Source organism: Hydrogenophaga laconesensis, from assembly GCF_031457235.1.
GTDB lineage: Bacteria > Pseudomonadota > Gammaproteobacteria > Burkholderiales > Burkholderiaceae_C > Hydrogenophaga > Hydrogenophaga laconesensis.
Genome location: NZ_JAVDWE010000003.1, coordinates 14,413 through 37,223, shown reverse-complemented (window position 1 = coordinate 37,223; position 22,811 = coordinate 14,413). Strand labels below are relative to the sequence as shown.

Annotated in this window: 16 protein-coding genes; 5 read left to right on the top strand and 11 right to left on the bottom strand. The window is 66.8% G+C overall.

From position 1 onward, the window contains the following. Positions 1–41 precede the first annotated feature (41 nt). The 5 genes from J2X09_RS06825 to J2X09_RS06805 are packed head-to-tail and all read right to left on the bottom strand — an operon-like array spanning position 42 to position 6,649. Positions 42–1,343, bottom strand: a complete 1,302-nt coding sequence (locus J2X09_RS06825) for a TRAP transporter large permease (RefSeq protein ID WP_204732486.1) — start codon at positions 1,341–1,343, stop codon at positions 42–44. Continuing rightward, a complete protein-coding gene (locus J2X09_RS06820; protein ID WP_204732487.1) occupies positions 1,333–1,839 on the bottom strand; it encodes a TRAP transporter small permease in 507 nt (168 codons plus the stop codon). Before J2X09_RS06820 ends, J2X09_RS06825 begins: the two co-directional genes overlap by 11 nt. Further along, the gene (locus J2X09_RS06815; protein ID WP_204732488.1) at positions 1,839–2,870 is read right to left on the bottom strand and encodes a TRAP transporter substrate-binding protein; all 1,032 of its coding nucleotides are present in this window, start codon (positions 2,868–2,870) and stop codon (positions 1,839–1,841) included. Before J2X09_RS06815 ends, J2X09_RS06820 begins: the two co-directional genes overlap by 1 nt. Positions 2,871–2,920: 50 nt before the next feature. Beyond that, a complete protein-coding gene (locus J2X09_RS06810) occupies positions 2,921–4,498 on the bottom strand; it encodes an indolepyruvate oxidoreductase subunit beta family protein (protein WP_204732489.1) in 1,578 nt (525 codons plus the stop codon). 3 nt (positions 4,499–4,501) lie between these two features. After that, entirely contained in the window at positions 4,502–6,649 is a 2,148-nt protein-coding gene (locus J2X09_RS06805) for a thiamine pyrophosphate-dependent enzyme (RefSeq protein WP_204732490.1), read from the bottom strand. 122 nt (positions 6,650–6,771) lie between these two features. Between J2X09_RS06805 and J2X09_RS06800 the strand changes: the two genes are divergently transcribed. The 3 genes from J2X09_RS06800 (at position 6,772) to J2X09_RS06790 (ending at position 10,317) form a co-directional block, all read left to right on the top strand. Next, positions 6,772–7,704 (top strand): LysR family transcriptional regulator, encoded by a 933-nt coding sequence (locus J2X09_RS06800; protein WP_204732491.1) that lies wholly within the window; start codon positions 6,772–6,774, stop codon positions 7,702–7,704. Between the two features lie 13 nt (positions 7,705–7,717). Continuing rightward, on the top strand, positions 7,718–8,518 hold the full coding sequence (locus J2X09_RS06795) for a 2-keto-4-pentenoate hydratase (RefSeq protein ID WP_204732492.1): 801 nt from the start codon (positions 7,718–7,720) through the stop codon (positions 8,516–8,518). Positions 8,519–8,622: 104 nt separating this feature from the next. Beyond that, positions 8,623–10,317, top strand: coding sequence for an AMP-binding protein (locus J2X09_RS06790; protein ID WP_204732493.1), 1,695 nt, complete (start codon positions 8,623–8,625; stop codon positions 10,315–10,317). An 85-nt stretch (positions 10,318–10,402) separates the two neighbouring features. Here J2X09_RS06790 and J2X09_RS06785 read toward each other — a convergent pair whose 3' ends face one another. Next, positions 10,403–10,708 carry an H-NS histone family protein gene (locus J2X09_RS06785; RefSeq protein WP_204732494.1) on the bottom strand — a complete coding sequence of 102 codons (306 nt, stop codon included), beginning with the start codon at positions 10,706–10,708 and terminating at the stop codon, positions 10,403–10,405. A gap of 83 nt (positions 10,709–10,791) precedes the next feature. Further along, positions 10,792–11,775 carry an RluA family pseudouridine synthase gene (locus J2X09_RS06780; protein WP_204732495.1) on the bottom strand — a complete coding sequence of 328 codons (984 nt, stop codon included), beginning with the start codon at positions 11,773–11,775 and terminating at the stop codon, positions 10,792–10,794. Between the two features lie 585 nt (positions 11,776–12,360). Between J2X09_RS06780 and J2X09_RS06775 the strand changes: the two genes are divergently transcribed. After that, on the top strand, positions 12,361–15,363 hold the full coding sequence (locus J2X09_RS06775) for an Rne/Rng family ribonuclease (RefSeq protein ID WP_204732496.1): 3,003 nt from the start codon (positions 12,361–12,363) through the stop codon (positions 15,361–15,363). A 126-nt stretch (positions 15,364–15,489) separates the two neighbouring features. Here J2X09_RS06775 and J2X09_RS06770 read toward each other — a convergent pair whose 3' ends face one another. Genes J2X09_RS06770 through hemC form a run of 4 tightly spaced genes read right to left on the bottom strand, consistent with a single transcriptional unit; the run spans position 15,490 to position 19,793 of the window. Further along, on the bottom strand, positions 15,490–16,770 hold the full coding sequence (locus J2X09_RS06770; protein WP_204732542.1) for a heme biosynthesis HemY N-terminal domain-containing protein: 1,281 nt from the start codon (positions 16,768–16,770) through the stop codon (positions 15,490–15,492). Between the two features lie 23 nt (positions 16,771–16,793). Then, on the bottom strand, positions 16,794–17,966 hold the full coding sequence (locus J2X09_RS06765; RefSeq protein ID WP_204732497.1) for a uroporphyrinogen-III C-methyltransferase: 1,173 nt from the start codon (positions 17,964–17,966) through the stop codon (positions 16,794–16,796). Beyond that, positions 17,963–18,829, bottom strand: a complete 867-nt coding sequence (locus tag J2X09_RS06760) for a uroporphyrinogen-III synthase (protein ID WP_204732498.1) — start codon at positions 18,827–18,829, stop codon at positions 17,963–17,965. The genes J2X09_RS06765 and J2X09_RS06760 overlap by 4 nt, the downstream gene beginning before the upstream one ends. Positions 18,830–18,836: 7 nt before the next feature. Next, positions 18,837–19,793, bottom strand: a complete 957-nt coding sequence (gene hemC, locus J2X09_RS06755) for a hydroxymethylbilane synthase (RefSeq protein WP_204732499.1) — start codon at positions 19,791–19,793, stop codon at positions 18,837–18,839. Positions 19,794–19,928: 135 nt separating this feature from the next. Between hemC and ppc the strand changes: the two genes are divergently transcribed. Next, complete coding sequence (gene ppc, locus J2X09_RS06750; protein WP_204732500.1) at positions 19,929–22,778, top strand: phosphoenolpyruvate carboxylase; 2,850 nt, start codon at positions 19,929–19,931, stop codon at positions 22,776–22,778. Positions 22,779–22,811: the final 33 nt, after the last annotated feature.

Here is a 22,811-nt window from a genome sequence, read left to right as displayed (position 1 = left end):
CAGCATAGCGCCGGTGGCGCCACGCCGCGCCCGCGAGGGCGCTACTCGATGAACCCCGGCAGCCATGTCGAGAGGATCGGGAAGGCGCACAGGATGAGCAGGCGCACCACGTCCACCGCGATGAAAGGCATGGTGCCCTTGTAGATCGATCCCAGCGGCACGTCGCGCGCGATCGAGTTGATCACGAACACGTTCATGCCGACCGGCGGGCAGATCATGCCGAAGGTCACGGCCATCACCACGATCACGCCGAACCACACCGGATCGAAACCGAGCTGCATCATTGCGGGAAACACGATGGGCACCGTCAGCAGGATCATGGCGAGTTCGTCCATCACCGCGCCAAGGATCAGGTAGCCCACCATGATCAGCGCCAGCACACCGTACGGTCCCACCGGCAGGTGCACGAGGAACTCCACGGCGTTCTGCGTGAACTGGGTGATGGTGAGGAAGTAGCCGAACAGGTACGCACCGACCACGATCATCATGATGGCAGAGGACACGCGCAGCGCACCGATAAGCGCGGCCTTGATCCGTTTCCAGCCAAGGCGGCCACGCAGCATGCCGATCAGCAAGGTGCCGATGGCGCCGATACCCGCCGCTTCCTGCACCGTGAAAAGGCCGCCATAGATGCCACCGAGCACGAAGATGAACAGCACCACCACAGCCCACAGCGGGCGCAGCGAAGCGAACCGCTCACCCCAGCCCACGCGCTCGCCACTGGGCATGGCGTCTGGCCGCAGTCGGGCGACGATGGCCACCACCACGCTGTAGAAGGCAATCGCCATGAAGCCGGGAATGATGCCGGCGGCGAACAGCTTGGTGATGTCGGTCTCCGTCATGATGCCGTAGAGCACGAGAATCACCGAGGGCGGGATCATGATGCCCAGCGTGCCTCCGGCAGCGATCAGCCCGGCGGAGAAGCCGGGGTGGTACCCCGCGCGGCGCATCTCGGGCAGCGCGACCTGCGTCATGGTGGCAGCGGTCGCCACCGACGAACCGTTGATGGCCGAAAAGCCACCACAGGCCGCGATGGACGCCAGCGCCAGGCCACCCTTGCGGTGGCCGAGCCACGCACGACCCGCGGTGAACAGCTCGGCGCTCATGCCCGAATGCGAGGCGAAAGCCCCCATGAGGATGAACATGGGGATCACGCTGAGGTTGTAGTCGGTGAGGACCGACAAGGGCACGTTGGCCAGCAGGTTGAGCGCGGGCGTGGTGCTCGAGAGCAGCGCGAAGCCGCCCACCCCGGCGATGCCCATGGCGATGCCGATGGGCACGCGCACGGCCATGAGGGCGAACATGGTCACGAAGCCCAGCAGGGCCACCAGATCACGATCCATGCGCAGCTCCCGGAGAACCTTCATCGATCGACTCTGGACGGGCTTCGTGGCCCTGCCAGAGCTGCACCAGGCGCACCAGCGCCAGCACAGCGGCTACCGTGGCGCCGACAGCGGCCACGCTGTAGAACCACTGCAGCGGCAGGCGCAGGTCCATGGTGCCCTGGCTGCCGGTGCCGCCCACCTTGACCCACACCATCCACGCCAGGGGCACGAGGAAGGCGACGGTCAGGGCGGTGGCGAGCAGGTCCATGCGGCGCCTGCCCTTGAGGCCGAGGTGCTCCCACACGATGTCCACACCGATGTGGGTGCCATAGTACGTGGCCAGGGCAATGCCCCAGAACATCGCGATGCCCTGCAGCATCTGCGTGCCGTCGAACCAGTCGGGAATCTGCATGCTGAACGCATAGCGCAACAGCACGTTGCCCGCGGTGATCAGGGCGATCAGCAGCAGGAAGAGCGCGGCCACCGTCTCGATGGCCGAGAACAGGCGCTTCATCAGTTGCCGGCTTTGCGGTTGGCCAGTTCCTTGCGCAGGTCGTCCAGCGCGGCCTGGCCCTTGTTGCCAGCAGCGTCAGCGGCCTTCACCCACTGCGCGTACACGGGGTCGACGGCCTTTTTCCAGACGTCGAGCTGCGCGGCCGAGATCGGCACGATGGTGTGGCCGGCGGTCTTCTCCAGCTTGGCCTGGCCCGAGTCCTCCTCGTCGCCCCAGGCGCCCCCGACCTTGCCCGCCCACTCGTTGTTGCAGTGGTCGTCGATCACCTTCTTCTGGCCGGCGGCCAGCTTGTCGTACCAGGGCTTGTTCAGCACCCACACGAAGTCCGAAGCGTAGAAACGCATGTCGCTGTGGAACTTGACGGCCTTGTCGATGCCGAAGGACACAATGGAATTCCACGGGAACGTGATGGCGTCGGCCACGCCCTTGTCGAGCGCATCGCGTGCCTCGGGCGCCGAGACCTGCACGTTCGTGGCGCCCAGCAGCGTCATCGTCTGCGCCACGGTGCCGTTGGCCGAGCGGATCTTCATGCCCTTGAGCTGGCCAGGTTCCGTGATGGGCTTCTTGGCGTGGAAGGTGCCGATGTGCACGTGCGCGAAGCAGAACTTCACGTCCTTCATTTCGGTGGCGGCGTACTGGCGATACCACTGGTCGAGCGCGGCGGATCCCGGGCCGGGCTTGGCGATCAGGAAGGGCAGTTCGCCCGCCGCGATCATGGGGAAGCGACCGGCCTGGTAGCCAGGGTTCACCCATGTCATCTCGGCGATGCCGTCGCGCGCCATGTCGTAGTGGTCGGCCGCCTTGCCCAGCTGCTGCGCCGGGAACAGCGCGACCTTGATCGACCCCTTCGAAGCCGCCTCCACCGACTTGGCCCAGGGTTCAAAGCCCAGCTTGGCCAGCGGGTGCGAGGCCGGCAGCCAGTGGGCGAATTTCATTTCGACCGGCTTGTCCTGCGCCTGTGCGCCCAGCGCACCGAGCATCAGCGCGGCAGCGGCCACCGCACGAAGGGAAGAGTGGAATCGGCTTTTCATGTCTGTCTCCTGTTGATGACGTTTTTCAAGAAAGCGCATGTTGCAGGCATTCATGCGTGGGGGGTGAGCGTGGTTTCCCGATGTGGCGGTTTCGAGGCCCAGAAGATGGGCTGCGCTTTGGGCGAGCTGGAGCGATGCGCCTGGTTGAGTTTTCCTTCGGGGTCTGCGAGCGTGGTCTTGAGGGCTTCACGGAAACGCACGGTGGCGGTATCTGCCTCGGCGGCACCGCCCAGCACCGGCGCCACGTGCGTGGCCCACAGCCGCGCGTAGTTCTCGCGGCCTCGTACCTGCGTGTCGCCATAGCCTTTGAGCACTTGCGGCAGGCCCGCGAGCACGAGTGCGAACGCGGGCGACAGCGGCAGCATCTGCCGCATCGCGGCCAGCCAGATGCCCATTGTTTCATGCTCCTGCGCATGGCGCAGCGAACGCGGACGCAATGGGCGCAACCAGGCCAGACTGCGCAGCATGAGGTAACCCCAGAGACTGGTGGACCGGATGTGCAGGCTCACATGGGCCTTGCCCATCCAGCCCCGCTTTGTCGCCAGCACCACCAGCCATTCGCCCAGGGCGCGTGGCAGCACGGCCGCCACCTCATCGATGCCGGGCTTGAAGTGCTCCGTGACGCGCACGATGTCGCCCGGCTTCGCCTGCGCCTCGTCGGCGACACGGGCATAACGGCTGCGTCGCGTCTTGAGATCGGCCACACGGATCACGTCCTCGAAGCACATCCACAACGCGAGATGGCGAACGCTTTCTTCCAGCGCGTCGGTGCGGCCGGGCCCGGTGGCCGACACCAGGCTTTGCACGTGATCGAAAAAGACGTGGGCGTATCGATCGTTCTGGTAGTCGCGGCAGCGCAACGCGCCATGCGCGGCCAACAGCTGCACAGCAGCGGGCCAGGCCTGCAGGCGCATCACCCAGGCACCGTGCAGGGCATGGGGCAACCCGGCATCGGCCAGCACCTGCAGCGCGTCTTTCGAGACCTCCGCCTCGCCGCCGAATGGTGCGCACGCCTGGTCGAAGGCGGCAGCAAAACCTGCCAGGCTCGCCTGCACGCCCTTGCCGGACTCGCGGATCACGTCTTCACACACCCCGCGCGGCCAGGGCAGCACGCCGGCACCCGCGAGCGCACCGAACATCACGGCCGAGACCACGGTCCCGGTCCTGGTCGTGAGAGCTTCCATGTCGAACAGCACGGTCTTGCCCGCCAGCGCACGGGCCGCGTCGGCCAGGCGTTGCGCATCGAAGCGGCCATCGGCCATGTGCATCTTTTCGACCGTGGTGTAGACACGGTGGGTGGACGCCAGCAAGGTGGTCCGTCCGGTGACGAAACCTCGTTCGACCATGCGCGCGGCCTCCAGCAGTTCGCTGGCCACCACCACGTCCACGCGGCCCGCCACCGGTGTCAGACCGAACACCGGTGTGCCCGCGCCATCCGATGGTTCGCGCAGCATCTCGATGTAATAGCTGGTCGCGCCCGTGCGCTGCGCCACACCCGGCACCGACGTGGCCTGCACCGGCAAGGCATGGCGCCGCGCGCACTGCACCAGCCAGTCGGCCAGCACACCGCCACCTTCGCCGCCGAGTGCCGCGATCAGGATGCCGTAGGAGTTGTCTTGTGTCGTCATGGCTCAGGCCGGCTGCAGCAGGCCGATGAAGAAGCGGTTGAAACGGTCGGTCACGCGGTCCCACCAGTTGGGGTGCGTCACGATTTCGATCTTGTGAAAGGACGGGCACAGCACGGCCGCATCGGCCACTTCGCCGCACAAGCCGCAGCCCACGCAGCCGTTGGTGACGTGGGCCACCGGTTCGCGGCGCAAGGGATCGGTGGTGCTCTTCACCGTGAGGGTCGGGCAACCGGAGAGACGGATGCAGGAGTGATCACCGGTGCAGGTGTCTTCGTCCACGCCATAGCGCGTGCGCACGCTGCGCAAACCTTCCTTGAGGCGCCGCGCCCGGATGGGTTTGAGGCGACGCTGGCGCTCGAGCTGGCACTCGCCTTCGGCAATCACCACCTTGAGCCCCTTGAACGGCGAGCTGACTGCTTCCTTCAGCAGGTCGCGCACCTGGGAGACGCGGTAGTTGTGGACCGTCTTCACCCATTTCACACCCATACCCTGCAGGGTGTTCTCGATCGTCATCTCGTCGGCGGTGGCGCTCGACCCTTCGGCCACGCGCTTGGCCTCGGAGGCCGGCGTGGACATGGTTTCCTGCGTGCCCGTGGCCGAGGTGTAGCCGTTCTTCATGATCACCAGCACGCCGTCGCCCTGGTTGAGCAAAGTCGAGCTCACGCCGGAGAGCAGGCCGTTGTGCCAGAAACCACCGTCGCCCATGATCGCGATCGGCCGCTTCGACGAGAAGTTCTTCACCGCGGCGCTGGACGCCATGCTCATGCCGTAGCCGAGGATGGAGTTGCCGAATGAGAACGGCTCGAAGGTGGCGAAGGAATGGCAGCCGATGTCGGTGGAGATGTGCAGGCGCCCCACCTCGCGCTCGACCAGTTTGAGTGCGGCGAACACGGGGCGCTCCGGGCAGCCCGTGCAGAAGTTGGGTGGCCGTGCCGGCACGCCACCGCCCAGCTCGGCCAGCGCGCGCTCGCGCACTTCGGCGAGCTCGGTGGTGAAACGGCTGGCGGCCGACGTGTCGAGCGAGGGAAGGTGCTCGCCCACGAAGGCGGTGATGCCCTTGAGCAGGATTTCGGCGGTGTATTCACCGCCCATGGGCAGCAGGTCCTTGCCGTGCAGGCGGGTCTGAAGGTCGGCCCGGCGCAGCTGCGTGGCGATGTCCTGCTCGATGAACTCGGGCTGCCCTTCCTCGATCACCAGCACCGCGCGCTTGCCCGCGCAGAAGGCCGCGATCTGCCCGGGCACCAGCGGGTACACCACATTGAGCACCAGCATCGGAATGTCACTCTCACCCGTCCCGGTGGCCAGGCCCGCCTGCTGCAGTGCCCGCAGTGTGGTGTTGTAGAGGCCTCCCTGCACGATGAGACCGACCTCGCCATGCCGGCCATCGAAGCGTTCGTTCAGGCCGGCCTCTTCGATGAACTTGCGCGCGGCGGGCATGCGCACGTCGTACTTGTGCTTCTCGTGCTTGAAGGTCGATGGCGGGTGCGACAGTCGGTCGTAGCTGAACGACGCGGCTTCCTGCTGCATCTGCCGGCTGGAGATGGCGGGAGCGATGTTGTCGCTGGCCACGAAACTGCCCTGCACATGGCACGCGCGGATGCGCAGTTCCATCATCACCGGCGTGTTCGAGGCCTCGGAGAGTTCGAAGGCCTTCTCCACCATGCGGACGATGGTGGGCAGGTTGGGACGCGGGTCCATCAACCAGAGCGCCGACTTCATCGCGAAGGCGTGCGTGCGTTCCTGGATGACGCTGGCGCCTTCGCCGTAGTCCTCACCCACGACGATCAGCGCGCCGCCCATCACGCCCGGCGAGGCCAGGTTCGACAACGCATCCGACGCGACGTTGGTGCCCACCACGGACTTCCAGGTCACCGCCCCGCGCACCGGGTACATGATGGAAGCGGCCAGCATCGCGGCCGCCGAACTCTCGTTGGTGCAGGCCTCGACGTGCACGCCCAGTTCGTCCATGTACGGCTTGGCCTGCACCATCACGTCGAGAAGATGGGAGATCGGCGAGCCCTGATAGCCACCGACGTAGGTGACGCCGGACTGCAGCAATGCCTTGGTGACGGCGAGGATGCCTTCGCCATGGAAGGTCTCGCCGTTGCCCAGCTTGAGGGCCTCGATCTCGCTATGGAATGAACGTTCCAATCGTGGGTCTCCTGTCGTTATGCCCGGCAATGTAGGCGGCTCTCCTTCATCTGACAAATGGATTGATCAGATGTGGTGTATTCACGGTATGGATAATCAGTAGGAACCCTGAGAGGCCCGCCATGAACTTCCGCCAGCTCGATCTCAACCTGTTGCGCGTGCTCAGCGCCATCCACCGCACCGGCTCCGTGACGGCAGCGGGCAAGGCCCTCGCGCTGTCGCAGCCCGCCACCAGCAATGCGCTGGCGCGACTGCGCGACCACTTCAAGGACGACCTCTTCGTGCGCTCGCCCAGCGGCCTTCAACCCACCCGTCTGTGCGAACGCCTGGCACCGGGAGTGCAGGCGCAACTCCAGACACTCGAGGCCCTGGTCAGCGTACGCGACGACTTCGATCCCGCAAGCAGCGAAATGCGCTGGCGGCTGTCGCTGTCGGACCTGGGCGAAATGATGTTTCTGCCACCGCTGGCGGCCGCGTTGCGCAAACAGGCCCCACAGGCACACGTGACCAACGTCTCGGTGGCCGCAGACGATGTGCCGGCCGCGCTCGAATCGCGCGACATCGATTTCGCCATCGGCATCCTGCAACCGCGCCACCGCGGCGTGCGCGCCGACCTGCTGTTCCGCGAACACTATGTGGCACTCACCTCCTCAAGCTGGCGGCCGGCGTCGGGACCGGCGGGCCGCACGCTGAGCGCGCGCCAGCTGGCCGAAGCCTCGCTGGTCGTGGCTTCGCCCACGGCCACCTTTCATGGCAGCGTCGAAAAGATGCTGGTGCGCATGAAACTCTCCGAGCGCATCGTGCTGCGCGCCCGACACTTCGGCGCGTTGCCCGAGCTGGCGCTCAACACCGACCTGCTCACCATCGTGCCGCAGATGTACGCGGCCAACCTCGGCCAGCGCCACGACCTTCGCGTGTGGGAACTTCCGCGCGCGGCCGCGCCCAGCTACGAGGTGCGCATGGTGTGGCACGCCAGCACCGCGCAGGACCCGGCCCACCAGTGGATCCGCGCGCAGGTGCACCGGCTGTTCGGTCGGACCGAGACGCGTGCCTGACTATGATGGGTGGATGAACCCGCAGTCCCTGCTCGATCACCTGGACCAGGGCCGCCTCTGGTCCACTCCTCTCACCGCGCAAGCCGGCTTCGATCTCGACAAGGCCTATGCACTGGCGCTGGCCGTGCGCCAGTTGCGCATCGCCCGCGGCGAACAGCCGCGCGGCTTCAAGGTGGGCTTCACGAACCGCACCATCTGGGCACGCTACAACGTGTTCGCGCCCATCTGGGGCACGGTGTGGAACACCACTCTCACGTTCTGCGACAGCGAAGGCCGCGTGTCGCTGGGCAAGGCCTGCCAGCCCCGCCTGGAACCCGAAACGGTGTTCGGCCTGAAGTCCGCGCTTGCGGCGGATGCCACGCTGGACCAGTTGTTCGATGCCATCGAGTGGGTGGCCCCTGGCTTCGAGATCGTTCAATCCCACCTGCCCGACTGGAAGTTCCTGCCGGCCGATACCGTGGCCGATGGCGCGTTGCACGCTCACCTGCTGGTGGGCCAGCGGATACCGGTGCGCCAACTCGCGTCCAGCGCCGATGCGCTGGACGCGCTGCTGTCCAACGCTGGAGTCACGCTGCTCAAGAATGAGGATCCGGTCGAGCTGGGAAAGGGCAGCAACGTGCTCGACAGCCCCCTGCGTGCGCTCAGGCACTTTTCCGAGACGCTGCGCAGTTGCCCTGGGGCCCCCGCGTTGCAATCTGGCGACGTGATCACCACAGGGACCTGGACCGACGCCTGGTCGGTGCAGCCAGGCCAACGCTGGTCGGCGCGCTTCACGTCCCCCTTGCCCAGCCTCACGGTGAACTTCACCGATTGAGCCCCAGGCCGCGCAGCGGCTCCGAACAGGTGAAACCCTCTAAACAGCATGCGGACGGCTTGATAGATTCGCCCTTCGCACATACCACACCGGAGACATGATTCATGACCCAAGTCGCGCCTGAGCTGCTGGCCCTGCAACGCCTGTACCACTGGGAAAAGACCGACCCGAAGCGCGTGGCACTCACCCAGCCCATGGGGGCCGGGGCGGTGCAGGACTTCACCTGGGCCGAAGTCGCCGACCAGGTCCGCCGCATGGCCGCCCACCTGCAATCGCAAGGCTGGGAACCCGGCTCCAAGGTCGCCATCCTCTCCAAGAACTGCGCCTGGTGGATGATGAGCGACCTGGCGATCTGGATGGCCGGCCATGTCTCGGTCCCGCTGTACCCCACCCTCGCGCCAGAAACGGTTCGCCAGATCCTCACGCACAGCGAGGCCAAGGCGTGTTTCATCGGCAAGCTCGATGGCTGGGAAGGCATGAAGCCCGGCGTGCCCGCCGACATGCCCTGCATCAGCTACGCGCTCTCGCCGCTGGACGCCATCAAGTCCTACGAAGGCTGGGAGGCCATCTGTGGCCGCACGCCGCCCTTGCAAGGTGAGCCCACGCGGCGTGCCGACGAGATCGCCACCCTGATCTACACCTCCGGCACCACCGGCCTGCCCAAGGGTGTGATGCACAGTTTCGGCAATTTCGCCTGGGCGATCGACGCCGGTCTCAAGCGCATTCCACTCTCCGGCGATGACCGCATGCTGTCCTACCTGCCGCTGGCCCACGTGGTGGAACGCATGCTGGTGGAACATGGCTGGTTGCGCACCGGCATGCACATCTTCTTCGCGGAATCGCTCGACACCTTCGCCGCCGACCTGCAGCGCGCTCGTCCCACGGTGTTCTTCTCGGTGCCGCGCCTGTGGGTCAAGTTCCAGCAAGGCGTCCACGCGAAGATGCCACCGGCCAAGCTCAACCGCCTGCTAGGCATTCCCATCCTCGGCGGCATCGTGCGCCGCAAGGTGATGAAAGCGCTGGGGCTGGACCAGTGCAAGTTCGCCGCCGGCGGTGCCGCGCCCATGCCGATGGCGCTGCTGCAGTGGTACAGCCAGCTTGGATTGAACATCAACGAGGGCTACGGCATGACCGAAAACCTCGCGCTCTCGCACATCACCGAACCTGGAAAGAACCAGCAAGGCACGGTCGGCCCGACGTACGACGGCGTGCAGCACCGCATCGACCCCGACACGGGCGAGGTGCAGATGCGCAGCCAGGCGCTGATGCAGGGCTATTACAAGGAGCCCGAGAAAAGCCGTGAGTCCTTCACCGAGGACGGCTGGCTCAAGACCGGCGACAAGGGCACCATCGACAAGCAGGGACTGCTGCGCATCACCGGCCGGGTCAAGGACCTGTTCAAGACCGGCAAGGGCAAATACGTGGCGCCCGCGCCGATCGAGGACAAGCTGGTGATGCACGAGGCCGTGGAAGCCTGCGTGGTGACCGGTGCCAACCTCGGCCAGCCCCTGGGCATCGTGATGCTCAATGCCGACACGGCAGCCCGTGTGGTCAACGACGCTGCGGCACGCACCGAGCTCGAAGCCTCGCTCGCCAGCCACCTCAAAGCCATCAACGCGACGCTGGATCCGCACGAGCAACTGCAATGCATCGTGGTCGTCACCACCGCCTGGACGGTCGACAACGACATCATCACCCCGACCTTCAAGGTCAAGCGCAACCGCATCGAAGACCTCTATGCGCGCTACTACGACACCTGGGAATCGTCAGGCAAGCGTGTGATCTGGCAGAAGGACTGACCGCTGGAAGGCAGCCGGCTCCGAGCGGAGCCGCCAAGACAAAAGGCCCGCGGAAAGCGGGCCTTTTGTCTGGCTGCGGAAGAGATCAGATCAGGTAGCTGTCGAGGCTCTTGCCGGAAGCCAGCACCGCACGAACCCACTCGGGCTTGCGGCCCGGGCCACCTGCCCACAACTCGCCATTGGGACCACGGTATTTGGCGGGCGCACCGGATTTGGATTTGCCAGTCTTCTTGCCACCCGACGTACCACCCAGATCAGCGGCAGTGATGCCGAACTGTTTCATCTTTGCCTTGATGTCGGCGATGACGGACGCCAGTTCGTCCTTGCGGGCCTGTTCGGCCTGAGCCATCAGATTCTGGGCTTGCGCCATGAGTTCGGAATAACTTGCCATTTAAATCGTCCTTTTAAGAGTTTGATCATTCTGTCGGGTTGTGATGCGAGGTCCAACAGCTGCCAACGACGCAGACGGCCATTCTATTCACACGCCACCCAATCCCGGAGTTCCCTGGGCAATTCCGACTTGAGTTCGAGGGTCGAATTGGTGACAGGATGTGTCAATCTCAAACGCCATGCGTGGAGGAACATCCGTTTCAGGCCTTGTTTCGCCAATTGGCGATTGAGTTCGAAATCACCGTATTTGTCATCTCCGGCAATCGGGTGACCCGCGCTGGCCAGATGCACCCGGATTTGATGGGTACGCCCGGTCTTGATGGTCACCTCGAGCAGGCTGAAGCCATCGGGCGCAGCCGCCTCCAAACCGACGGGAGAGGCGAGCCGCTGCGACACCTTGACCAGGGTGATCGAGCGCATGCCATCGGGGTCGTCGGGGGTCGTCACCCGGACACGGCGCTCCCCGTCGGCCAGCAGGTATTTGTGCAGCGGCTGATCCAGCACCTTGAGCCGCTCCGGCCAGGTACCCTTGACCAATGCGAGATAGGTCTTGCCGGTTTCGCGCTCGCGGAATTGGTCCTGCAAGGCCTTGAGCGCGCTTTTCTTCTTGGCAATCAGCAAGACCCCACTGGTTTCACGGTCAAGGCGGTGCACCAATTCCAGCAATCGGGCTTGCGGCCGCGCCTGCCGCATTTGTTCGATGACGCCGAAACTCACGCCACTGCCGCCGTGCACCGCCACACCGGCCGGCTTGTCAATGGCCAGAAACGACTCGTCTTCGAAGACGATGGGAAATTCGCGCGCAGGCGCCGGATTGGCGGCTTTTTCCTCCGCGCGCTCCGACAGGCGAATCGGCGGAATGCGCAACACGTCGCCAATGTTCAGGCGGTCATCGGCGGACACACGCCCCTTGTTCCGGCGCACTTCGCCGGAACGAATGATGCGGTAAATGTGGGATTTGGGCACACCTTTGAGCGTGCGGAAGAGGAAATTGTCCAACCGCTGCCCCGCCGACTCTTCGTCAACCGTGATGTGTCTGATTTCCCCGGGATGCGGGCTGCTGGGCATGAATGTGAATAAGGCCACCACGAATGGCGGGGAGCTGACTATAATGCGTCACACCCGTCGTGTGCCGTAAGTGATTGATTTGTCTTGAGTTTAAGGCAGTCGCCCAAGGCAGGGACCGCAGCTTGCAAGGCAAGGCGTCCGCCGCGGGTGGGTTGCCACCCGCAGCACCCGGGTCCAACGCCACCGCCAGCAGCATTCCCATGCGAATCCAGGCGAGGCGACGGATCGGTCGAAGCGGCGGGCGAATCCGCAGAAGCATCGCGAACCCGAATACGGAATACCCCAATCGCCCAGCCCGCAACACGTGGCTGGGTGAGGACGAAGTGAAGCCAGAGAGACAACGGCCAGATCCATGTCAATGACAGCCATCGAGCCTGCCCTGTTCACCCACATCCACGCGCCTACGCCCTGACCTGGCGGTTCGACGCGGCACCCCGGTGCCCGCTCGTGTTGAACGCCTCCCGATCCGCGGGTCATCGGCTCTCCGGCAATTCCTCCCCCCGTTCGCGCTTCCGCTGGTTCACGGCAGGTTGGCGCATGGGCCACTGGTCCATGCGTCCTTGTGTCTGAACGAAGGAACGCATCATGAAACGCATGCTGATCAATGCCACGCAGGCCGAAGAGCGCCGCCTGGCGATCGTGGACGGGCAGAAACTGCTCGACTATGAAATCGAAATCGAAGGGCGCGAACAGCGCAAGGGCAACATCTACAAGGCGGTCGTTACCCGCGTGGAGCCGTCGCTTGAAGCCTGTTTCGTCGACTACGGCGAGGAGCGCCACGGCTTCCTGCCCTTCAAGGAAATCTCGCGCCAGTATTTCGCTGCGGGTGTGCCGGTCAACCAGGCACGCATCAACGACGTGATCAAAGAGGGCCAGGAACTGCTGGTCCAGGTCGAGAAGGAAGAACGCGGCAACAAGGGCGCGGCCCTCACCACCTTCGTGAGCCTCGCCGGCCGCTATGTCGTGCTGATGCCCAACAACCCGCGCGGCGGTGGCGTGAGCCGGCGCATCGAAGGCGAAGACCGCCAGGAACTCAAGCAGGCGCTCGACCAGCTTGAATACCCCAACGGGATGAGCATCATCGCGCGCACGGCCGGCATCGGTCGCGATGCCGCCGAGCTGCAGTGGGACCTGAACTACCTGCTCAAACTGTGGAACGCCATCGACGGCGCGGCCAAGGGTGGCAAGGGTGCCTTCCTGATCTACCAGGAATCGAGCCTGGTGATCCGCGCGATCCGCGACTACTTCAACAGCGACATCGGCGAGATCCTGATCGATACCGACGACATCTTCGAGCAGGCGCATCAGTTCATGGCGCACGTGATGCCCGAGCACGAGCACCGCGTGAAGCGCTACCGCGATGACGCACCGCTGTTCTCGCGCTTCCAGATCGAACACCAGATCGAGACCGCCTACAGCCGCATCGTGCAGTTGCCCAGCGGTGGCGCCATCGTGATCGACCAGACCGAAGCGCTGGTGGCCGTGGACGTGAACTCGGCCCGTGCCATCAAGGGAGGCGACATCGAGGAAACCGCCACCCGCACCAACCTGGAAGCCGCCGACGAAGTGGCCCGCCAGGCCCGCCTGCGCGATCTCGGCGGTCTGATCGTGATCGACTTCATCGACATGGAAGAGTCGAAGAACCGCCGCGAAGTGGAAAACCGCCTGCGCGACGCGTTGCGGCAGGACCGTGCGCGCGTGCAGTTCGGCTCCATCAGCAAGTTCGGCCTGCTGGAAATGAGCCGCCAGCGCCTCAAGCCCATGTTGAGCGAAGGCGCCTCCATCCCATGCCCGCGCTGCGGCGGCTCGGGGCACATCCGCGACACGGAAAGCTCCGCGCTGCAGATCCTGCGTGTGATCCAGGAGGAGTCCCTCAAGGAAAGCACGGCCGCCGTGCTGGTGCAGGTGCCGGTCGAGGTGGCCAGCTTCCTGCTGAACGAGAAGCGCACCGAAATCACCAAGATCGAGCTCAAGCAGCGCATCAGCGTCATGCTGGTGCCCAACAAGTCACTCGACACGCCCAACTACAAGCTCGAACGCCTCAAGCACGACGATCCGCGCCTGGACAACCTGGACTCCAGCTACAAGCTGGCCGAGGAAGTCGACGATGTGGCCAGCTTCACGCGCCGCAGCCAGGAACGCACCAACAAGCAGGAACCCGTGATCAAGGGTGTGCTGCCCGATGGTCCCGCACCGGTGGCCGCACCCCGCGCTGACGCGCCGGCCCCCGTGGCCGCGCCCGCCCCGGTGGCCAAGGCAGTCCCCGCCGCACCGGCGCCGGCCGAGAAGGGTTTCTTCGGCTGGCTCAAGAGCCTGTTCGGTGCAGAACCCGCACCGGTGGCCAAGCCGGCCGCCACACCGGCCGTGGCCGCACCGGCCGCCAAGGCCGGTGGCCGTGACGAACGCTCGGAAGGCGGGCGCCGCGAAGGTGGCCGCGATGGCCGAAGCCGTGGTGGCCGTGGCGGTTCGGAAGGACGTGGCTCGCGCGACGGCCGCGAAGGTGCACGCAACGGCAGCCGTGGCGGTGAAGGCCGCCCGGTCGAGGCGCGCGCCGAAGGCGGTCGCGTGGAAGGCCGCAATGAGCAACGCGCCGAAGGCCGCCGCAACGAGAACCGCGAAGGTCGTGGTGAACAGCGCGAGGGTCGTGGTGAGGGCCGCCAGGGTGGCAACCGCCGCGAGAACGGCCGCCGTGAAGCCCCGGCGACGGCAGAAGGCACTGTCAACGCACTGCCGCTGGACGTTGCGCCCACCGACACGCCGGAGGCGACCGAAAGCCAGCAGACGCGCCGTGATCGTGATCGCCGCCCGCGCGGAGAGAACCGCCGCCGACAGCCAGGCGCTGAAGGCGCCGAGGGCGTTCGCCCCGAGACCATCGACGCCGAGCCCGCCGTGATCGCAGAAGGCACCTCTGCCACGGAGGCACCGCGCGAAGGCGATACGGAAGCTCCCCGCGGCAACCGCGAGCGCCGCAGCCGCGACCGCTATGGCCGCGACCGCCGGGAGCGGGGCCCCCGTGAAGGCGCCGCCGTGGAAGGCGAAGAGAACAGCACCGACGCCGTGGCGACGACCGATACCGGCACGGAAGCCGTGCGCGAGACGGCCGATGCCTCGGCCTACGAAGCCCCCGTGCGCAGCTACTTCACCATGCCCGCGGCACACTCCCCCGCAGACGCCGCCCCCGCCGCCGTGGTGGTGGCTGCACCGGTGGTGGAAGAGGCACCTGCGGCCGCTGCGGTGGTCGATACACCGGCTCCCGTTGAAGCAGCGCCCCGCGCGCCGAGCGCTGTGCCAGCCACTCCGGCACCTCAGGTGGGTGCGGAGCCAGTGAGCCGTGGGCTGCCCAGGGTGCAGCCGTATGCCCTGTCCATCGAAGCCCTCAACCAGGTGGCCCAGGCCAGCGGTCTGGAGTGGGTGAACTCCAACGCCGAGAAGGTCGCCCAGGTTCAGGCCGCGATCGCCGCCGAACCCAAGCCGATCCACGTGCCTCGCGAGCCCAAGCCTCCGGTGGTGCTGGACGAGGGCCCTCTGGTGCTGGTGGAAACGCGCAAGGACTTGCGCGACATGAAGCTGCCGTTCGAGAACTCCTGAGTTGAAGGGCATCCTGGTGCCGCGCGTCATGCGCGGCAGCAGCAGACAAAGAAAAAGCCGGTCGGAACCCGATCGGCTTTTTCTTTGTCGCTTCACCCCGCGCTTTGCCGCCGCCGGGGAACGGTTTCAGTCCAGCAGGGCTGCCTGCTTCCAGGCAGCCTGGGCTGCGGTTTCATCACCACGCTCTTGCGCCAGTTGCGCCAGCCCACGCCATGTGCGGCGCAGCAGGGCGGGGTCGTGCAGGCTGTGGCTCGCCTGATTGAGCATCTGCGCAGCTTTGCCCCAGAGCTGGCGCCGCAGGCAGGCCTGCCCCGCGAGGTATTGCAGAAAACCGTTCTGCGGCCACTGGCGTTGCAATTGCTCCAGGCGCGCCAAGCCCGCTGCGTCGAGGTCTTCCAGTCCAGGCTCCATGGCCAGCACCAACTGGCACTGCTGCGTCCCGTCAAGGGAACCGAAGTCGGGCCACAGGGGTTCGAGCCAGGCGCGCACACGGGCGCTCACCGCCTGGCGATCCTGTTCATCCGAGCCCCGTCTCGTGAGGTGGTTGGCCCGACGCGCGGCCGCCAGCGCCAGCTCTGGCATGGCGCGTTCGTCGGCGTCCAGGCCATGCCAGACCGTTTCCAGCTGAGCCACGTCGTGCGCTTCGCGCAGCGCATCGAGCGCGAGGCCACGCACGATGCTCCGCGAGACTTCGGGCGAGAACGCACGGTGCTTGGCCAGCACGCGCGCGGTCTCGAGGGCCTCTGCGGTCTCGCCACCCAGGCGGGCGATGCGCAGCTTGAGACGCAAGGCCTGGATGCGCCGGGCAGCACCCTGCGGCAACTCGGCCAGACGCGCGCGCGCCGCATCGGCATCCCGGTCCTCGATCGCCCAGCGCGCTGCGCGCAACAGGGCACCTTCGTGGGCTTCGGGTGAGCTTCTGGAAAGCTTGGGATCGAGCGCGGCCTGCAGGTTGTCGTCGCGCCGTTCGCGGTTCTGCAGCGACTGCGCGCTTTCGGCCAGCAACAGATGCGCCAGCAACTGGAGCTGGTCGCGGCGCGGCCAATGGCCGGAGGGCACGCCCTTGAGCTGGTCCACCGCCTGCTGCGCCGCCGACTGTGCACGTACAAAGCGCCCCGCCAGCTGATGGGACAAGGCGTCCATGACCGCGCCCACCACCGAGCGCTCCACCTGCTGGCTGCGCCACCGCTGTGCCTGCGCGGGCAGATCGCGCAACATCGCGAAGGCTCGCAGCGCGGCATAAAGCAGCACAAAGCCGGCGATCAGACAGAAGACGACGAAGTTGAAGGAGACGTCGAATCGATAGGGCGGCCAGAACAGCGTGAGAGTGGCTTCGTTATGGCCGACCAGCATGGCCAGCGCCACGGCCAGGGCTGCCAGGCCGAGCAGCCAGAACACGCTGCGCATGGCGCCGCCGATACGGGCCGCCATCAGCGCCCCCCCGCTGCGGCGGCCAGCGCCGTCAGGGTTTCCTCGGGCCGGGGCAGGTCGCTGTCCACCAGATCCTTGCGCAGCCGGGCCAGGGTGGTTTGCGCCGCCGTCACACGCGGGGAGGCGGTGTCGAAATAGCGTGCGAGCGCGGTCTCGACGGCCGCCAGATCGGCCTGGCTGGCCTGCATGTGGCGGGCCAGCAACCCCAGGCGCGCATTCAGCAGCTTGAGCTTGATGTTCTCGCGCATGAAGAGCGCCTGATCGGGCGCAACCAGCACGGCTTCGGGCCGGTCGATGCGGCTCACGCGCACGAGTTCGCGGCCGTTGCGGGTCACATCGTCCCAGATGCGCGTCCACAGCGCACTCCACCAACCCGATACGCGGCCCCAGCCTTGCGCCCCATCGCTGCTCACTTCTGCGGCATCGCGCGCGGCGGCAGGCGCAGCGGCGGGTTCGGGGGTGGCAGGAGATGCCGGCTTGCGCCCGGCCTTGGTCTTGCCCGGCGGCGGCGCAGGTGGTTGCCCGACCTGGTTGAGCAGGGGCCATTCGTCGACCTGGCGCGCCAGATCGTCCAGTTGCAGCACAAGCGCGGGAATGTCGGTCAGCGCGGAACCCTGGATGCGCTGGATATCGCGTCCGATGGCCCGTTGCACCGGGTTGAGACGCGGCTGCGCAGCGCGGGAAATGCGTTGGTCTGCCGCCTGCAGAGCCGAGATCAGGGGCTGGGTGGTGCCCGTGAGTTGTGCCTGCTGCTGCGCCAGGCGCAACGCGGATTCGAGATCCTGCACCAGGTTGTCGTCGCGCGAGCGCGACAGCGAGAGCATGAGCTCCTCGAGCTGGCTGCGCTGCAGCGTCACCTCGGACAGCCGCAGTTCGGCCACCGCGAGCCGGGCCTGGAGTTCCTGTGTGAGTGCTTCGGCCTGTGCCGCCAGCGTGCGCGCCTCCACGGCCTGCGTCACGGTGTCCTGGCTGCGGCGTGCCAATTCCTGCTGCGTGAAGCCGAGCTTCTGCCAGAGCACGCCGGTGATCACGAGCGCCAGCGCGGCGATCAGCAGGGCCAGCCAGTTCAGGACACCACCGGGTCGGCGTGGTGCCACAGGGGCGACGGGAGGCGCGGCAACCGCGGGCGCCGGCGTCGCGGCAGGAATGGGGTCAGGGATGTCTGCGCTCATGGTCGGCTCCAGCCCGATTCTAGAGCGCGGACCACGTCGGCCAGCGCGGGCCGGGTTTGCACGATCTGCCCGAAGCCGGTATGCGCCGCGGCGTCCCCAATGCGGGGATGTGTCACCAGCGCGGTGGTCTCCGCCCAGACGGGTGCGGGCTGGAGTTTCTGCAGGGGTGTGAGCGCCTCCGAGCTGCTGAAAAGCCAGGCGCTTTGAGGATGGGCGGACGCGTCGATCAGTCGGTGGTCATCGGTGGTGAGCGTTGGTGCGAGCCTTTCGTAAGCCACACAGCCCTGCACCTGCGCCCCGGCGTCGAGGCATTGCCGGATCAGCCAGTCGCGCCCCCTACCGGCTACGCCAGGGGTGGTGGTCGCGCCGTCCTGCGCTGAGGGGCCGCCACGCACGATCAGCACAAGCCGCCCCGGGGCCAGCTGGGACGACACCACCGGCCACAGGTGCTCGGAGTCGAACTGCGTGGCGTCGGCAGGCGGCGCATCGATGCTGGACATGTCCAGGCCCAGCGGCTGGATGGCCTGCCCGATCAGGCTGGCCGTGCCTGGCCCCGGCGCCCAGAAGCGGGTGCGCGGAGGCGAAGCAGGCGCCGCCACCGGCCCGTCAAAGAAATGGCCCACGGCCGCCCCGCTCACGAAAAGGATGGCGTCGGCCTGCATCCAGTGCCTGCGCCAGTGGTTCAAACCCGCCCGATCCGCCTCGGACTCTGGCGGCGCGATCCGGATCAGTGGCAGGGCGTGCGCCGGCCAGCCGTCCGCCCGCAAGGCTTGTACCCAGGCCTGCGCCTCGGGCGCAGGTCGTGTGACGATGAGACGTTCCAGCCGGCGCCTGGTGTCTCGGGATGGAACAGCGGTGTCCACCAGGGGTTCAGGCCTCCGCAGCCGGGCTCGCAGCGCCGGCATCACGCAACGAGCGGGCCACACGTTCGCCCAGCACCTCGGCATCGGCCAGGGTGGTCACGGTCGCCTGTTCGCCCACGCGCACCAGGGAGGAACGGCCTTCCGGGTCGCCCCAGGCGGCGTCGAGCCGCAGCGCGCCGCTGCGGTCCCAGTCGGCGTAGGCAGCCAGGGGCATGGAACAGCTGCCACCCATGGCACGCGAGACCGTGCGCTCGGCGGCCACGCGCAGCCATGTGGGCTGGTGGGCCAGCGGCGCCAGAGCGGCCAAGAGGTCGGACCGATCGGCGCGCACTTCGATGCCCAGCGCACCCTGCCCGGCAGCGGGCAACGAATCCGACGCTTCGAAGATGTGGCGAATGCGCGCTTCGAGCCCCAGGCGCTTGAGCCCTGCGGCCGCCAGCACGATGGCGTGGTACCGGCCTTCGTCCAGCTTGCGCAGCCGTGTATCCAGGTTGCCGCGCAAGGGCTCGATGCGCACGTCGTGTCGCCCCAGCTGGTCCAGGCCAGCACGCAGCAACACCAGGCGACGCAGGCTGGACGTGCCCACGACCGCGTCCGGCGGCAGATCGGCCAGGCCGGCGCAATGGGGCGACACCCAGGCATCGCGCGGATCTTCCCGCTCCATCACGCAGGCCAGGGCAAATCCCGGCGGAAGCTCCATGGGCACATCCTTGAGCGAATGCACCGCGATATCGGCACGTCCGTCCTCGAGCGCGAGTTCGAGCTCTTTCACGAAGAGCCCCTTGCCGCCCACCTTGGACAGGCTGCGGTCCAGAATCTGGTCGCCCAGCGTCGTCATGCCCAGCAATGTGACGCGATGACCCCGGCCTTCGAGCAGGCTCCTGACGTGCTCCGCCTGCCACAGGGCGAGCCGGCTTTCGCGGGTGGCGATGGTGATGGCCAGGGGGGAAGCGGATAGGGACATGGGTCAGGAAGGTGGGCCGGCGGGACGCGCGGCACGGGCAACATTTGGTACCCATCTGGTAACGGAACAGGCGCTTCTGGATGCTAGCATGGCCTGTTTGTCTGAGCGCCTGTCCACTTCCACCACAACACCATCATGACGCGAAAGCCCGCCAGAACCGCCACCGCCCGAAGCACCATGAAGGGCGCCGGCCGGGCGGACAAGGACCAGCCGCTGATCGATGACATCCGCCTGCTCGGACGCATCCTTGGCGACGTGATCCGCGAGCAGGAAGGCCAGGCAGCCTTCGACCTGATCGAGCAGATCCGCCAGCTCTCGGTGGCGTTCCGCCGCCACGCCGACCAGTCGGCCGACAAGGCCCTGAAGAAGCTGCTCAAGGGTCTGAGCGGTGATCAGGCGGTGAGCGTGATCCGCGCCTTCACCTATTTCAGCCACCTGGCCAATCTGGCCGAGGACCGCCACCACATCCGCCGCCGCGCCGTGCACGAGCGCGCCGGCAACCTGCAGGAAGGCAGCCTCGCGCACACGCTGCAGAAGCTGCGCAAGGCGGGCATCGCGCCGGCGGAGGTGGTCCGCACACTCGCGCACAGCCACATCTCGCCCGTGCTCACCGCCCACCCCACCGAGGTGCAGCGCAAGAGCATCCTGGACGCCGAACGGGCCATCGCCCGCCTGCTCGGTGAGCGCGACGAACCGCAGCGCCTGCCGCGCGAGCGCGAAGACATCGAGGCGCAGATCCGCGCCCGCGTCACGCAGCTGTGGCAGACGCGCCTGCTGCGCTTCACCAAGCTCACGGTGGCCGACGAAATCGAGAACGCGCTGAGTTACTACGAGGCGACGTTCCTCACGCAGATCCCGCGCCTGTACCGCGAGCTGGAAGATGGACTTGGCAGCAGCGGAGAGAGCACCGCCATCGAGCCATTTCTGCGCATGGGCCAGTGGATCGGGGGGGACCGCGACGGCAACCCGAACGTGACCGCGCAAACGCTGGAGCTCGCCCTGCACAGCCAGGCCGAGATGGTGCTGCGCCACCACCTCACGCAGCTGCACAACCTGGGTGCCGAGCTGTCGGTCTCGGCCATGCTCAACAACGTGAGTCCTGCCATGCAGGCGTTGGCCGAACGCTCGCCAGACACCAATGCCCACCGCCAGGACGAACCCTACCGCCGCGCACTCACCGGCATGTACGCACGCCTGGCGGCCACGCTCAGGCAACTCACCGGCGGCGAGGCCGCGCGACACGCCGTTGCACCGCAGGACCCCTACCACAGTGCCAGCGAACTGCTGGACGACCTGCGCACCATCGATGCGTCCCTGAAATCCCACCATGGCGCCGCGCTGGCCCGCGCGCGCCTGCATCCGCTCATGCGCGCGGTGCAGGTGTTCGGTTTCCACCTGGCCACCGTTGACCTGCGGCAGAGTTCCGACAAGCACGAGGAGGTGGTTGCCGAGCTGCTCGCGACCGCGCGCATCGAGCCGGCGTACTCCAGCCTGGATGAGGCTGGCAAACGCACCGTGCTGCTGCGCCAGCTCAACGATGCCCGCCCCCTGCGCGTGCCGGGAGCCACCTATTCGGCGCACACACTCGGCGAACTCGCGATCTTCGACGGCGCGCGCACCGGTCGCGAGCGCTTCGGTGAACAGGCCATCCGCCACGCGATCATCAGCCACACGGAAACCGTGAGCGACCTGCTGGAGGTGCTGCTGCTGCAGAAGGAGGCCGGCCTGATGCGTGGCACGCTCGCCGACGACGCGGTGTGCGACCTCATTGTGGTGCCACTGTTCGAAACCATCGAAGACCTGCGCAACGCCGCCCCTATCATGCGCGAGTACATCGCCCTGCCGGGGGTGCGCGCGATGGTCCAGCGCGGCGCGGCCAGTGGCTACAGCGAGCAGGACATCATGCTCGGCTACTCGGACAGCAACAAGGACGGCGGCATCTTCACCAGCAACTGGGAGCTGTACCGCGCCGAGATTGCGCTGGTCGAGCTGTTCGACTCGCTCAACAAGAACACCGACCAACCGATCCAGCTGCGCATGTTCCATGGCCGGGGGGGCACCGTGGGCCGGGGCGGTGGCCCGAGCTACCAGGCCATCCTGGCGCAGCCCCCGGGCACTGTGCGCGGGCAGATACGCCTGACCGAGCAGGGCGAGGTGATCGGCTCCAAGTACGCCAATCCGGAAATCGGCCGGCGCAACCTGGAGACGCTGGTCGCCGCCACACTGGAGGCCACGCTGCTCCAGCCCACGCGAAACGCACCGGCGGCCTTTCTGGCGGCCGCCGACGAAATCTCGCGGCAGAGCATGGCCGCCTACCGTGCGCTGGTGTACGACACCCCGCGCTTTGCCGAGTACTTCTTTGCCGCCACGCCGATCCGCGAGATTGCCGAACTCAACATCGGCTCGCGCCCGGCCTCGCGAAAGGCGACGCAGAAGATCGAAGACCTGCGGGCCATTCCCTGGGGATTCAGCTGGGGCCAGTGCCGCCTCACCCTGCCCGGCTGGTACGGGTTCGGCTCAGCCGTGCACACCTTCCTGCACCGCGACGGCCCCAGGGGCGTGGCCGCGCAGAAGGCGTTGCTGCAGAAGATGGTGAAACAGTGGCCCTTCTTCAGCACCCTGCTCTCCAACATGGACATGGTGCTGGCCAAGAGCGACCTCGCGCTGGCTTCGCGCTATGCCGAGCTCATGCCAGACACCCGCCTGCGCAAGCAGGTGTTCGCCGCGATCGAGGCGGAATGGCAGCGCACCGCAGACGCACTGGCGCTCATCACCGGCGAGAAGCAACGTCTGCTGAACAACGCCGCGCTGCAGCGCTCCATGCGCCACCGCTTCCCCTACATCGACCCGCTGCATCACCTGCAGGTCGAGCTGGTGCGCCGCTACCGCGCCGGCGAACAGCAGGCCGATCGGGACGAACGGGTGCGCCGGGGCATCCACATCTCCATCAACGGCATCGCCGCGGGCCTGCGGAACACGGGCTGAACCCTTGCTCACACAGGGCCTTGGCACCGAACC